This window comes from Delftia sp. GW456-R20 (assembly GCF_001622915.1).
Lineage (GTDB): Bacteria > Pseudomonadota > Gammaproteobacteria > Burkholderiales > Burkholderiaceae_C > Comamonas > Comamonas acidovorans.
In genome coordinates this window covers 1,983,999-1,997,380 of the sequence record NZ_LWCN01000004.1, presented here as the reverse complement: position 1 = coordinate 1,997,380, position 13,382 = coordinate 1,983,999, and the positions used below count along the sequence as shown (strand labels likewise).

Annotated in this window: 9 protein-coding genes and 1 tRNA gene; 1 reads left to right on the top strand and 9 read right to left on the bottom strand. The window is 67.1% G+C overall.

What is annotated here, in order from left to right:
* Positions 1-24: 24 nt before the first annotated feature.
* The 9 genes from A4F85_RS14225 to A4F85_RS14185 form a co-directional block, all read right to left on the bottom strand.
* On the bottom strand, positions 25-1,497 hold the full coding sequence (locus tag A4F85_RS14225) for a glycosyltransferase family 39 protein (protein ID WP_063326942.1): 1,473 nt from the start codon (positions 1,495-1,497) through the stop codon (positions 25-27).
* A 367-nt stretch (positions 1,498-1,864) separates the two neighbouring features.
* Positions 1,865-1,952: transfer RNA gene (locus A4F85_RS14220), tRNA-Ser, on the bottom strand.
* A 101-nt stretch (positions 1,953-2,053) separates the two neighbouring features.
* Positions 2,054-4,351: an NADP-dependent malic enzyme gene (locus A4F85_RS14215; RefSeq protein ID WP_012204029.1), complete on the bottom strand. Its 2,298-nt coding sequence runs from the start codon at positions 4,349-4,351 to the stop codon at positions 2,054-2,056.
* A gap of 185 nt (positions 4,352-4,536) precedes the next feature.
* Positions 4,537-6,024, bottom strand: coding sequence for a nucleobase:cation symporter-2 family protein (locus A4F85_RS14210; RefSeq protein WP_013803717.1), 1,488 nt, complete (start codon positions 6,022-6,024; stop codon positions 4,537-4,539).
* Positions 6,025-6,428: 404 nt separating this feature from the next.
* A complete protein-coding gene (locus A4F85_RS14205) occupies positions 6,429-7,721 on the bottom strand; it encodes a M20 family metallopeptidase (RefSeq protein WP_063326941.1) in 1,293 nt (430 codons plus the stop codon).
* Positions 7,718-9,493 (bottom strand): 2-oxo-4-hydroxy-4-carboxy-5-ureidoimidazoline decarboxylase, encoded by a 1,776-nt coding sequence (uraD, locus tag A4F85_RS14200; protein WP_063326940.1) that lies wholly within the window; start codon positions 9,491-9,493, stop codon positions 7,718-7,720. The genes A4F85_RS14205 and uraD overlap by 4 nt, the downstream gene beginning before the upstream one ends.
* A 6-nt stretch (positions 9,494-9,499) precedes the next feature.
* Positions 9,500-10,456, bottom strand: coding sequence for an allantoinase PuuE (puuE, locus tag A4F85_RS14195; RefSeq protein ID WP_063326939.1), 957 nt, complete (start codon positions 10,454-10,456; stop codon positions 9,500-9,502).
* Entirely contained in the window at positions 10,453-11,130 is a 678-nt protein-coding gene (locus tag A4F85_RS14190) for a GntR family transcriptional regulator (RefSeq protein WP_012204034.1), read from the bottom strand. The genes puuE and A4F85_RS14190 overlap by 4 nt, the downstream gene beginning before the upstream one ends.
* Before the next feature lie 86 nt (positions 11,131-11,216).
* On the bottom strand, positions 11,217-12,140 hold the full coding sequence (locus A4F85_RS14185) for a LysR family transcriptional regulator (protein ID WP_063326938.1): 924 nt from the start codon (positions 12,138-12,140) through the stop codon (positions 11,217-11,219).
* 124 nt (positions 12,141-12,264) lie between these two features.
* Between A4F85_RS14185 and A4F85_RS14180 the strand changes: the two genes are divergently transcribed.
* A complete protein-coding gene (locus tag A4F85_RS14180) occupies positions 12,265-13,371 on the top strand; it encodes a tartrate dehydrogenase (protein WP_063326937.1) in 1,107 nt (368 codons plus the stop codon).
* Positions 13,372-13,382 lie beyond the last annotated feature (11 nt).

Genomic DNA, 13,382 nt, shown 5'->3' with positions numbered 1-13,382 from the left:
GCGGCCCGCAAGGACCTTATTCGTTCAGCTTTCGACGCAGCTGCCCGCATCTTCCTCCGGCGGGGTGATACGCCAGAAAAGGGAGGGAAAGCCTTCGCCCACCGGCTGGTGTCCGGGCGGCTGCGATGCCGCCAGCTGCAGGTGCAGCACCCCGCAGGCATCCACCATGTGCTGGGAAATCCAGGGGCTGATGTCCATGCGGCCATCGATCAGCACCAGCGGCTTTTCGCGCAGCTTCAGGGCCAGGGCCTTGGCCTCGGCCGTGGGGCCTGCGATCACGCGGATATCACCGCCCAGCGCTTCGCGCGCGGGTTCGGCTAGCGCCTGGCTCAAGGCCTTTGAATCGAAGTTTCTCCAGTGCCGGCTGTTAAGCCGCAGTTCACTGCGCGCCGAGGTCATCTGGGCCACGAGCAGCAAGGCCAGTTGAAGTGCCACGAAGCACTTGATGGCGGTGGTGATCGATATGTGCGACGCGTGCAGCCTGGCACCGGCCAGCTCCATGGCGACGGGAACGGCCAGCAGCAGAAAGGGCGTGCCCCAGTGCAGCTGCAGCGACGAGCCCGCAAAGATGCCGATGGCGCAGGTCAGCACGATGGGCGTGAGGCCAAAGCACAGGATCAGCGCGCGCGATGCATCGGCTGTCCCGGGACGCTGCGGTGTGTCCTGCGGCACAAGGCGGCTGCGGCGGTGCAGGGCCATCACCAGTCCCAGCAGCACCCAGGCGAGCAATGCACGGTTGAGCAGCTGGTCGGCCAGCCAGTGCAGCGTATTGAGCAGCCTGGCGCCGCCGCCCAGGCTGGCGCCCAGCGAGGATTCGGTGGCATAGCGGATGGGGCCGAAGTCGTTCAGGAAAAGCCAGTACAGGTGCGGCGAGATGATGGCCAGCGAGATGGCCGCCGCCAGCACCAGGCCGATCATGTGGACCCGCTCGCGCCAGGCGCCTGACGCCAGCCAGAACAGGAATACCGCCACGGCGGCCAGGATCATCTGGTACTTGGCCAGTGCGCCCAGCCCCAGGCAGCAGCCCAGGGCGGCCCACCAGCGCAGCTGCCTGCTGCCCACCGCACGCCACACCAGCAGGGCGCTGGCCGCAAAGAAAGGCATCAGCACCACTTCATGGTTGAAGAAGTGCATCCGCTCGTTGTAGTAGGTGATGCACATGGCCGCCAACAGGGCCAGCGTGGCGTAGCGGCTGCCGCGCAAGTCATTCAGCAGTTTCCAGAAAAGGAACAGGCCCGCCAGCGTGAAAAGCGCGCCGGTGGCGTAGCTGGTGCGCGCAGACAGGCCGAACAAATGGACCGGCACCGAAAGCAGCCAGGTCGGCAGGGGCGGGTGCTTGTAGTAGCCCCACTCCAGGCTGTGCACCCAGGTCAGCTGTTCGAGGTTGTCCTTGGGTGCCGTGAGGCTGGAGCTGTCGATCTGCAGCAGCCAGACCACCGAAAAGAGAAAGAGGCCGATGAGGACCTTGATGTCCAGGGAAAGCGACGGTGCGGGCATGGCCAGCGGAGCGCTTCGCGTGATCGCGCTCGCTGCTTGTGAGGGGACGGGATGGGTCATAGGAAATGCCAGCGGCGATGACAAGTGCGCTGGCACAGGGGAAATTCCCAGGAAGGCGGTCGAACGGGAGCTTCAGCGTTGGCTACGGACTCTTGGCTTACGCGAGCGCTAGAAGCTCGGCAGCTTATGTCTGCTTGGTTAATCCAATGTAAAGACTGTGTGAAGAATGTGTGGAGACCGTTGACTGCGGGCTCACGGCGGGCTGCGTGGCTGCAGCCGGGGGCAGGGCGCTGGTTGAACCTGCCTGGTGCGCGATGGACAAGAAAAAAGCGCCTGGGCAGGCGCTTTGTTTCTGATCATCTGAATCTGGCGGAGACTGTGAGATTCGAACTCACGGACGGTTGCCCGTCGGCAGTTTTCAAGACTGCTGGTTTAAACCGCTCACCCAAGTCTCCGAAGCTGCGTATTCTAGCCGGGCTTATGCCGCTCCTGCCGGGGCAGGGGGCGTAAAAAAGGCGCCCCTGTGAAGGGGCGCCTTTTTTGGGTGCGGCGCGGATCAGCCGCGGGCAGCGATGGCCTGGGCTGCGGCCAGGGCCGTCATGTTGACCACGCGGCGCACGGTGGCGGAGGGGGTCAGCACATGGGCTGCTGCAGCGCCGCCCAGCAGGATGGGGCCGATGGTCGTGCCGTGGCCGCCCGTGGTCTTGAGCACGTTGAACAGGATGTTCGCGGCGTCGAGGTTGGGGCAGATGAGCACGTTGGCCTCGCCGTGCAGCGAGGACTCGAGCAGGGCGCGGTCGCGGATGGCTTCGGACAGGGCGGAGTCGCCGTGCATTTCGCCATCGCATTCCACGTCGGGGTTGGCGGCGGCGAACAGGTCGCGCGCGGCGCGCATCTTCAGCGCCGAGGGGCGGCTGGACGAGCCGTAGTTGCTGTGCGACAGAAAGGCCACCTTGGGCGGCAGGCCGAAGCGGGCCACTTCCTCGGCCGCCAGGCGGGCGATGTCGGCCAGCTCGGTGGCGTTGGGCGCCTCGTTGATGTAGGTGTCGGCGATGAACAGCGTGCCGCTGTCCAGCATCACGGCGTTGACGGTGGCGAACTCGCCAGCGCCTTGCTTGAGGCCGAGCACGTCGCGCACATGGGCCAGGTGGCTGTCGAACTTGCCGACCAGGCCGCAGAGCATGGCGTCGGCATCGCCCAGGTGGACCATGAGCGCGGCGATCAGCGTGTTGGAGCGGCGCACGGCGGCCTTGGCGGTCTCGGGCGTGACGCCGTTGCGGCCCATCAGGCGGTGGTAGGTTTCCCAGTACTGGCGGAAGCGCGGATCGTCCTCGGGGTTGCAGATCTCCACGTCCTTGCCCAGCACCAGGCGCAGGCCGGCCTTGGCGATGCGGGCCTCGATCACGGCGGGTCGGCCGATCAGGATGGGCTTGGCCAGGCCGTCATCGACGGCGACCTGGGCGGCGCGCAGCACGCGCTCGTCTTCGCCTTCGGCATAGGCCACGCGCTGCTGGTTGGCCTTGGCAGCGGCGAACACCGGACGCATGAACATGCTGGTCTGGTAGACGAAGCGGGTCAGGCTCTCGCGGTAGGCGTCGTAGTCGGCGATGGGGCGGGTGGCGACGCCGGACTCTTCGGCAGCCTTGGCCACGGCCGGCGCGATGCGCAGGATCAGGCGGGTGTCGAAGGGCGTGGGGATCAGGTAGTCGGGGCCGAACTTCAGCTCCTTGCCCTGGTAGGCGGCGGCGACCTCATCGCTGACGTCCTGCTTGGCCAGTGCGGCGATTTCGCGCACGCAGGCCAGCTTCATGGCTTCGGTGATCTTGGTGGCGCCGCAGTCCAGCGCGCCACGGAAGATGTAGGGGAAGCACAGGACGTTGTTGACCTGGTTGGGGTAGTCCGAACGGCCCGTGGCCATGATGCAGTCCGGGCGCACGGCCTTGGCCAGCTCGGGGCGGATCTCGGGTTCGGGGTTGGCCAGGGCCAGGATGATGGGCTTGTCGGCCATGGTCTTGACCATGTCGGCAGTGAGCACGCCGGGAGCCGAGCAGCCCAGGAAGACGTCGGCATCCTTGACGGCATCGGCCAGGGTGCGGGCGTCCGTCTTTTGCGCGTACTGGGCCTTGGAGGCGTCCAGGCCACCGGGGCGGCCTTCGTAGATCACGCCCTTGGAGTCGCACATGAAGACGTTTTCGCGCTTGACGCCCAGGCCCACCATCACGTTCACGCAGGCGATGGCGGCAGCGCCGGCGCCGGAGACGGCGATCTTGACGTTGCCGATCTGCTTGTCCACCAGCTCCAGCCCGTTGAGCAGGGCGGCGCTGGAGATGATGGCCGTGCCGTGCTGGTCGTCATGGAACACGGGGATGTTCATGCGCTTGGACAGCTCCTGCTCGATGTAGAAGCACTCGGGCGCCTTGATGTCCTCAAGGTTGATGCCGCCCAGCGTGGGTTCGAGCGAGGCGATGATCTCGATCAGCTTGTCCGGATCGCGCTCGGCCAGTTCGATGTCGAACACGTCGACGCCAGCGAACTTCTTGAACAGGCAGCCCTTGCCTTCCATCACCGGCTTGCCGGCCAGCGGGCCGATGTCACCCAGGCCCAGCACGGCCGTGCCGTTGGTGATGACGCCGACCAGGTTGCCGCGCGCCGTGTATTCGGCGGCCAGCGAGGGGTCGGCCTGGATGTCCAGGCAGGGGTAGGCCACGCCGGGCGAATAGGCCAGCGACAGGTCGCGCTGGTTGGACAAGGGCTTGGTGGGCGTGACGGAGATCTTGCCCTTGTTGGGGCTGCGATGGTATTCGCGGGCTGCGTCGCGCAGGGCTTGTTCGGCGTTGGACAGGTTTTGGGTCATACAGGAATTCTCTGCAAATGCTCTCGGAGCTTACCGGATAGCTACAGCCTATGAGGGTCAGGACAGTTTTGCCTCAGGGATTTCGACAACAAGCCCCCTGGCGCCTATGGACGGCAGGGGGCGCACAGCCCGGCGGGTAGGCCGGGCGATTGTTGGGCGTGCCCGCCAGGGCGGGCACTGTTTCATCAGTGGGCGTCTGCCTGGCGTGCGGCCCGGACGGCAGCAGAGGTATCGCTGCTGGCTCCGTTGAAGAAAATGTTCAATGCCACCGCGGTAATCGAGGCCAGCAGGATACCGGATTCGATCAACGGATGAATGCCGTGGGGCATCCATTGGCGGAAATTCGGCGCCACCAGCGGAATCATGCCCACGCCGATGGACACGGCAACGATCATGGCGTTGTTGCGGTTGGTCTGGAAATCCACGTTGCTCAGGATGCGGATGCCGGTGGAGGCCACCATGCCGAACATCACCAGGCCCGCGCCGCCCAGCACCACGGTGGGCAGGGACTCGACCAGGGCGCCCATCTTGGGCAGCACGCCCAGCACGATCAGGATCACGCCGCCGGCCACGCAGACCCAGCGGCTCTTGACGCCGGTGACGGCGACCAGGCCCACGTTCTGCGAGAAGCTGGTGTAGGGGAAGGTGTTGAAGATGCCGCCGATCAGCGTGCCCAGGCCGTCGGTGCGCAGGCCGCGCGTCAGCTCGTCCTGGCTGATCTTGCGATCGGTCATGTCGCCCAGGGCCAGGAACATGCCGGTGGACTCGATCATCACCACCACCATCACCAGGCTCATGGTGAGGATGAGGATGGGGTCGAACACCGGCGTGGCGATCTCGAAGGGCAGCACCATCGTGAACCATTCGGCCTTGGCGACCTTGCTGAAGTCCATCAGGCCCATGGCCACGGACAGCACGCCACCGATCAGGATGCCCATGAGCACCGAGACGTTGGCCAGGAAGCCCTTGGCAAAGCGCGCGATCAGCAGGATGGACAGCAGCACGATGGCCGAGATGCCCACGCCGGTCAGGTCGCCGTACTTGGGGTTGGGAATGGTGGGCACGACCGCGAAGCCCTTGGGCACGGGCGGCAGCGAGGAGCCCGGCGCGCCGGCCGTGGCCTGGGCGTCGGCCAGCCATTTCAGGTGCTCGGGGTTGGGCACGCTGGGAGCGGTGGGGCCGACGGGGTTGCCGAAGATCCAGTTCACGCCCACGCGCATCAGGCTGATGCCGATGACGGCAATGATGGTGCCGGTCACCACGGGCGGGAAAAAGCGCAGCATGCGGCTGATCAGCGGGGCGATGAGGATGGACACGATCCCCGCCCCGATCACCGAGCCGAAGATCAGCCCCGCCCCCGCCGAGCCGCCCGTGCTCTGCGCCATGGACACCATGGGCGCCACGCTGGCGAAGGTCACGCCCATCATCACGGGCAGCTTGATGCCGAACCACTGGGTGGCGCCCATGGCCTGGATCAGCGTGATCAGGCCGCAGCAAAACAGGTCGGCCGAGATCAGGTGGGCCACCTGCTCGGGCGGCAGGTTGAGTGCGCGGCCGACGATCAGGGGCACGGCCACGGCGCCCGCATACATCACGAGAACGTGCTGCAGGCCCAGCGCCGTGAGCTTGCCTGCGGGCAGCATCTCATCGACGGGATGAACGGAAGATTGCATGGGGATTTGTCTCCTCGGGATTTATGGGAACGGACGCCGGCGTGGCAGGGTTCGGCGCCAACATCCATACAAAAAGTGTATACAGATCATGGGAAATTTCTGCTCCCGGTAAACCCTGTTGCGGCAGTCGCGCCAACCCGTTTTGGTGCGCATCGCCTGCCAGGGCGGGAGTGCCATGGTGCATTGCAAGATGGATGCCAGCCGCCAGGCAAGCGCCAGGCACCGTGCTGGTGCCTGGCGGCCGCTGTGGCGCGGCTCGGGCGTGGTTCGGGCGTGGTTCGGGCGTGGCTCGGGCGCACGGCATGGGCTGCGGCGGTGCATGCGCCCCGATGCGGTGCCCGGGCGCAAAAAAGCCCGGCGGCGCCGGGCTTGGGTGTCAGGCCTTGATGCGGGCCGTCAGGCGGTCAGGCCGTGAGGTCGCACAGCATGCGCGCGATGACCTTGGTGGCGCGGCGCAGGTCCTCCAGCACCAGGCGCTCGTCGGCGCGCTTGGCGTGGGATTCCAGCACGGTGCGCGGGCCGGCGCCGTAGATCACGCCGGGAATGCCGCGCTCCACGTACAGGCGCACGTCGGTGTACAGCGGCGTGCCCACGGCCGGGGGCTTTTCGCCGAACACGGCTTCGCCATGGGCCTGGATGGCGTCCACCAGGGGCTTGTTGCCCGCCAGCGGCGTCATGGCATTGGCCAGCAGCAGGCGCTTGATGTCCACGCGCACGGCATCCTCGCCCGTGTAGCCGCCCTTGGCATTGAAGTCGGCAATGGCCTGGGCGATGACGGCGCGGATGCTGGCTTCGACCTCGGCCGGGTTTTCCTCGGGGATCATGCGGCGGTCGATCTTGAGCACGACCTTGCCGGGCACCACGTTGGTGTTGGTGCCGCCTTCGATGCGGCCGATGTTCAGGTAGGGGTGCTTGATGCCCGGCACCTTGGAGGTCACCTGCTGGTACTTGGTGTTCTCGGCGTACAGCGCGTTCATCAGCACCACGGCGGCCTGCAGCGCGTCCACGCCCGTGTGGGGCACGGCGGCGTGGGCCATCTTGCCCTGCACGGTCACTTCCATCTGCAGACAGCCGTTGTGGGCGGTGACGACTTCGTAGCTGAAGCCGGCCGCGACCATGAGATCGGGCTTGGTGAGGTTGTTGGCCAGCAGCCAGCCGGGGCCCAGGATGCCGCCGAATTCCTCGTCATAGGTGAAGTGCAGTTCCACCGCGCCCTTGGAGGGCCGGGCCACGGCTTCGAGCGCACGCACGGCGTAGGTGAAGGTGGCGAAGTCGCTCTTGCTCACAGCGGCGGCGCGGCCGTAGAGCTTGCCGTCCTCGATGGCGGCGCCATAGGGGTCCTGGGTCCAGCCTTCACCGGGCGGCACCACGTCGCCGTGGGCGTTCAGCGCAATGGTCAGGCCGCCGCCGGCGTCACCTGCGCTGCCGTAGGGGCGGCGCACGATCAGGTTGGTGATGGACTCCATGCCGTAGGCCTTGACGTCGGCCTCGGGCACGGTGTGCTTCTCGGCCTCGTAGCCCAGGGTCTTGAGCAGCTCGGCCGTGCGCTCGGCGTGGGGTGCGTTGTTGCCGGGCGGGGTGTCGGTCGGAACCTGGACCAGGGCCTGCAGGAATTGCACCTCTTCATCGAAATGCTGGTCGATCCAGGCGTCCAGGGCGGCGTAGGTGGCTTGCTTGTCTTGGTTCATGTCGGTCATTGCTGCTCTTGGGCCAGCTGGTTCAGTACGTGGGAGAAGGCATCGACGGACAGTTGCATGTCGTCGGCGGTGGAGCTTTCCAGCGGGTTGTGGCTGATGCCGGCGTTCAGGCCGCGCACGAACAGCATGGCCTGGGGCATGATTTCGTGCAGCTTCATGGCGTCGTGGCCGGCGCCGCTGGGCATGCGGTACAGGGGCACGCCCAGGGCGTCCACGGCGGCTTCCCAGCGCTGCTGCCATTCGGGGGCGCTGGGGGCGGCGGCGGCCTTCATGGCCAGCTCGGTGCTGTAGCGCAGGCCACGGCGCTGGGCGATGGCCTCGATCTCGGCCAGGATGTCGGCCACCATGGCGTCGCGCTGCTCGTTGGTGGGCGCGCGCAGGTCCAGGCTGAACTGGCAGCGGCCGGGAACCACGTTGACCGAGCCGCTGGGCACATTGAGCTGGCCCATGGTGGCCACCGAGGTGCCGTCGCGCGCGGCGCGCTTTTCGATGTACAGCGCCAGCTCGGCCACGCCGCAGGCGGCATCGCGGCGGCGGTCCATGGGCGTGGTGCCGGCGTGGCTGGCCATGCCGATCATCTCGCAGATGTAGCGCGCGCTGCCGTTGATGGAGGTGACGATGCCCAGCGGGATGTCCAGCTCGTTGAGCACCGGGCCCTGTTCGATGTGCACTTCGATGAAGCCCAGGTAGCGGGCCGGATCGCGCTGCAGCTTCGGAATGTCGTCAATGCACAGGCCGGCGTGCTGCATGGCCTCGCGCAGGGTGATGCCGTCGGCGTCCTTTTGCTCCAGCCATTCCTGCCTGAAGTCGCCGATCAGCGCGCCCGAGCCCAGGAAGGTGGCCTTGTAGCGCTGGCCTTCCTCTTCCGCAAAACCCACGACCTCGATGTGAAACGGCAGGCGCTTGCCCTGGCGGTGCAGCTCGCGCACGCAGGCCATGGGCACGAAGATGCCCAGGCGGCCGTCGTACTTGCCGCCGTTGCGCACGGTGTCGTAGTGGCTGCCGGTCAGCAGGGTCTTGGCATCGTCGGTGGCCGCCTTGTAGCGGCCCACGACGTTGCCCACGGCGTCGATCTCGACCTCGTCGAAGCCGCAGTCGCGCATCCAGTGGCTGATGCGCTGGGCGCAGGCGCGGTGGGCATCGGTCAGGTAGGTGACGGTGAGCTGGCCCTTTTCGGCATAGCCGGGGTCGCTGTGCTGGGCCAGCTTTTCCTGCCAGTCCCAGACATCGTTGCCCAGCTCGGGCGTGTAGCCGAACTTGTCGTTCAGGCGGATCTCGGCAATGCGGTGGATGTTGCGCAGCGCCTCGCCCAGCTCGAAGTCGGGATGGTTGTGCAGGCGGCGCTCGAAGGTCTCGATGATCTCGGCCTTGGCCAGGCCCGCGCCGCGCGGACCGCGCACGGCCAGGATGAAGGGAAAGCCGAAGCGCTTGCCGTACTCGGCGTTGAGCTTGCGGATGTGCTCCAGCTCCTCGGGCGTGCAGCGCGTCAGGCCGGCCTTGTTCTGCTCGTTGGTGGATTCGGCCGTGAGCGTGTTGGTCTCCATGGCCTTGCCGGCCAGCTCCGGGTGGGCGCGGATCAGGTCGAGCTTGGCCTGCACCGGCGCCTTGTCCAGCACCTGGGCCATGGCGTACTTGATCTGTGCCAGCGAGCGGAAGGGGCGCTGGGCCAGCGCAGCCTCGGCAATCCAGGGCGAGTGTTCGTAGAGGCCGTCCAGCAGACTGGCGGCGGTGGCCAGGTCGGCGGCGTTGAGTTGTTCCAGCGTCAGAGCCATGCTGCGTTATTCCTTGTCGGGATGGTGGTGCGCCCAGTGGCGCGCGAGGTCGATGCGGCGGCAGACCCAGACCTTGTCGTGCCGCTGAATGTGGTCCAGAAAGCGCTGCAGTGCCGTGATGCGGCCGGGGCGGCCCAGCAGGCGGCAGTGCATGCCAATGCTCATCATCTTGGGGGAGTCATCGCCGGCCGGATCGCCCTCGGCGTAAAGGGCGTCGAACGTGTCCTTCAGGTATTGGAAGAACGGGTCGGCGTGCGAGTAGCCCTGGGGCAGGGCGAAGCGCATGTCGTTGCAGTCCAGCGTGTAGGGCACGATGAGCTGGCTGCGGGTGCTGCCGTCGCTCTTGCCGACCTTCATCCAGAAGGGCAGGTCGTCGCCGTAGTAGTCGCTGTCGTAGGCGAAGCGGCCGTCGTCGGCCACCAGGCGGTGGGTGTTGGGGCTGTCGCGGCCCGTGTACCAGCCCAGGCCGTGGTCGCCATCGTGGCCGTACAGCTCGCCGAAGATCTCCATGCACTGCTGCATGTGCTCGCGCTCCACCTCGGCGGGAATGTTCTGGTAGTGGATCCACTTGAGGCCGTGGCAGGCCACTTCATGGCCCAGCTCGTCGAAGGCCTGGGCCAGCTCACGGTGCTTTTGCAGGGCCGTGGCCACGCCGAACACGGTCAGCGGCAGGCCGCGCTTCTCGAACTCGCGCAGGATGCGCCAGACGCCTGCACGCGAGCCGTATTCATAGATGCCTTCCATGCTCATGTGGCGCTCGGGGTAGGCGGCCGGGTTGAACATTTCGGACAGGAACTGCTCGCTGGCGGCGTCGCCGTGCAGCACGCAGTTCTCTCCGCCCTCTTCATAGTTGAGGACGAACTGCACGGCCACGCGGGCCTGGCCTGGCCAGCGGGCGTGGGGGAGCGTGCGACCGTAGCCGATCAGGTCGCGGGGATAGGGGGCAGTGGCGTCGTAGGTCATGCGGATACGGAGGAAAGGGCCATCGAAAGATCGCTGGTCGGCATGTCGCGGTCGAAGGTCAGGCCGGCTTCCACGTGGTCCAGGTGCTGCTGCATGAGCTGCACGGCGTGGTCGGCGTCGCCGCCGGCCAGGGCCGTGACGATTTCGGCATGCTCGTCATGGGAATGCTCGGCGGCCGTGCTGGACTGGTACATCAGCGTGATCAGCGCGCAGCGCGAGATCAGTTCGCCCAGCAGCTGGGCCAGCACCTCGTTGCCCATGAGTTCGGCCATGCGCACGTGGAAGTCGCCCAGCAGCTCGGTGCGCTGGCCGACATCGTTGCCGTCCATGGCCTTTTTCTCGGCCGCCACGTGCTGCCGCAGCGCGCGGATCTTGGCCGGCGTGCTCTGGGCGATGAAGGCGCGCACCATCTCGGCTTCGAGCATGCGGCGCACGGCGAAGACCTGGCGCGCCTCGTCCACCGAGGGCGTGGCCACGAAGGCCCCGCGCGCGGGTTCGAGCCGGATCAGGCGGTTTTGCGACAGCTGGAACAGCGCCTGGCGCACCAGGGTGCGCGAGACGCCGAAATGGTCTGCCAATTTCTGCTCGGCCAGCTTGGTGCCGGGCAGAAGACGGTGTTCGACGATGGCCCGGGTCAGGCTCTCGACAATGAAACTGGTGGTGGAAGTCTCCATTCAGCCATCATAGCGGCTGGTCACAAGAGTTGTATACAGTTTCTGTCTACTGCTTATTGGCGTTTCCCCGCATACGGCATCCCTTTTCAGAAACCGGGCGCGGCCGTATCGAAGTGCCGTGCCAGGTGCTCCACAAAGCGCTGCACGCGCTGGGTTGCCGCATGCCGCTGCGGATAGACCACATGGATGTCGGCCGGCGCCGTGGCATGGTCGGCCAGCACCTGCACCAGGCGGCCGCTGCGCAGGTAGCGGGCGACATCCCATTCGGCGCGCATGACGATGCCCAGGCCGGCCAGGGCCCAGCCCACGGCGATCTCGCCATCGTTGGTGCTCAGGCTGTCGCGCAGGCGGATGGCTTCGGTCTTGCGGCCGGGGCCGTTGTGGGTGAAGCGCCAGACGCCGTGGGCGTCGTCGCCCTGGCGGATGTCGATGCAGTCGTGCTGCATCAGCTCGCGCGGGGTGGCTGGCGTGCCGCGCCGTGCCAGGTAGGCGGCAGACGCGCACAGCAGCCGCCGGTTGGGCGCCAGGCGCCGCGCGATGACGCGCGCGTCCGGCGGCTCGCCAAAGCGTATGCACAGGTCGAAGCTGTCATCGACCAGGGGCGGCGGCGAGGCCGACAGCTGCAGCTGCACCTGGATCTGCGGGTGCCTGCGCACGAAGCTGGCGATCAGCGGCGCGATATGGCTGCGCCCGAATCCCAGCGTGGCATTGATGCGCAGCAGGCCCTGCGGCTGCCCGGGCATGCCGGCCACGGCCTGCTCCATGACGGCAATGTCGTCCAGGATGCGCCGCGCATGGGCCAGGTAGGTCTGGCCCTCATCGGTCAGGCCCAGGCGCCGCGTCGTGCGGCTGACCAGTTGCACGCCCAGCCGCGCCTCCATCTGGGACAGGCGCTTGCTGGCCGCCGGCGTGGTGATGCCCAGCTCGCGGGCCGTGGCCGACAGGCTGGCGCTGCGGGCCAGCAGGCAGAAGAAGGCCATCTCCGATGGCGCTGAGACGGGAGTGCTCATTGTTGAATCAAAGTGAACGATGCCATCACTCTAGAGGCGCGCGCGGCGTTGTTCCATCGATAGATTCACGGACAAGGCCATGGAACCGCATGGCGTTTCATCCACCGCAATCCAAGGAGCCCTCATGACAAAGACATACCGCATCGCCTGCATTCCCGGCGATGGCATCGGCAAGGAAGTGGTGCCCGCAGGGCAGGAGGTGCTGCAGGCGCTGGCCGAAACCCAGCCCGGCCTGGGCTTTGCCTTCACCAGTTTCGGCTGGGGAGGCGACTGGTACCGCGCGCACGGCGAGATGATGCCGGCCGACGGGCTGGACGCGCTGCGCGGCCAGGACGCCATCCTGTTCGGCTCGGCCGGCGACCCGCACATTCCCGACCATGTCACGCTGTGGGGCCTGCGCCTGAAGATCTGCCAGGGGTTCGATCAGTACGCCAATGTGCGGCCCACGCGCATCCTGCCCGGCATCGATGCGCCGCTCAAGCGCTGCGCGCGAGAGGATCTGGACTGGGTCATCGTGCGCGAGAACTCCGAAGGCGAATACGCGGGCGTGGGCGGCCGCGCCCACCAGGGCCATCCCATCGAGGTGGCCACCGACGTGAGCATGATGACCCGCGCGGGCGTGGAGCGCATCATGCGCTTTGCCTTCCGCCTGGCGCAGTCGCGGCCGCGCAAGCTGCTGACGGTGATCACCAAGTCCAACGCCCAGCGCCATGCCATGGTGATGTGGGACGAGATTGCGGTGCAGGTGGCCGCCGAGTTCCCCGACGTGCGCTGGGACAAGGAGCTGGTGGACGCGGCCACGGCGCGCATGGTCAACCGCCCGGCCTCGCTGGACACCCTGGTCGCCACCAACCTGCATGCCGACATCCTCAGCGACCTGGCGGCCGCGCTGGCCGGCAGCCTGGGCATTGCGCCCACGGGCAACATCGATCCGGAGCGCCGCTACCCCAGCATGTTCGAGCCCATCCACGGATCGGCCTTCGACATCATGGGCCAGGGCCTGGCCAACCCCGTGGGCACCTTCTGGAGCTGCGTGATGCTGCTGGAGCACCTGGGCGAGCACCGCGCCGCGCAGCGCCTGATGCAGGCCGTGGAGCAGGTGACGGCCGATGCCGCGCTGCACACGCGCGACCTGGGCGGCAAGGCCACCACGCGCCAGGTCACCGACGCGGTCTGCGCACGGCTGCGCGCGCAGACCGCCGAGGTCCAGGCCGAGCCCGTGCCTGCCTGAGCGTGCGCTGC

What these genes read in the sequence shown, in the direction of transcription:
- A4F85_RS14190 (WP_012204034.1), bottom strand. Translation starts at nt 11,130, where the DNA reads ATGGAGACTTCCACCACCAGTTTCATTGTCGAGAGCCTGACCCGGGCC.
- A4F85_RS14205 (WP_063326941.1), bottom strand. Translation starts at nt 7,721, where the DNA reads ATGACCGACATGAACCAAGACAAGCAAGCCACCTACGCCGCCCTGGAC.
- A4F85_RS14185 (WP_063326938.1), bottom strand. Translation starts at nt 12,140, where the DNA reads ATGAGCACTCCCGTCTCAGCGCCATCGGAGATGGCCTTCTTCTGCCTG.
- uraD (WP_063326940.1), bottom strand. Translation starts at nt 9,493, where the DNA reads ATGGCTCTGACGCTGGAACAACTCAACGCCGCCGACCTGGCCACCGCC.
- A4F85_RS14225 (WP_063326942.1), bottom strand. Translation starts at nt 1,497, where the DNA reads ATGCCCGCACCGTCGCTTTCCCTGGACATCAAGGTCCTCATCGGCCTC.
- puuE (WP_063326939.1), bottom strand. Translation starts at nt 10,456, where the DNA reads ATGACCTACGACGCCACTGCCCCCTATCCCCGCGACCTGATCGGCTAC.
- A4F85_RS14210 (WP_013803717.1), bottom strand. Translation starts at nt 6,024, where the DNA reads ATGCAATCTTCCGTTCATCCCGTCGATGAGATGCTGCCCGCAGGCAAG.
- A4F85_RS14215 (WP_012204029.1), bottom strand. Translation starts at nt 4,351, where the DNA reads ATGACCCAAAACCTGTCCAACGCCGAACAAGCCCTGCGCGACGCAGCC.
- A4F85_RS14180 (WP_063326937.1), top strand. Translation starts at nt 12,265, where the DNA reads ATGACAAAGACATACCGCATCGCCTGCATTCCCGGCGATGGCATCGGC.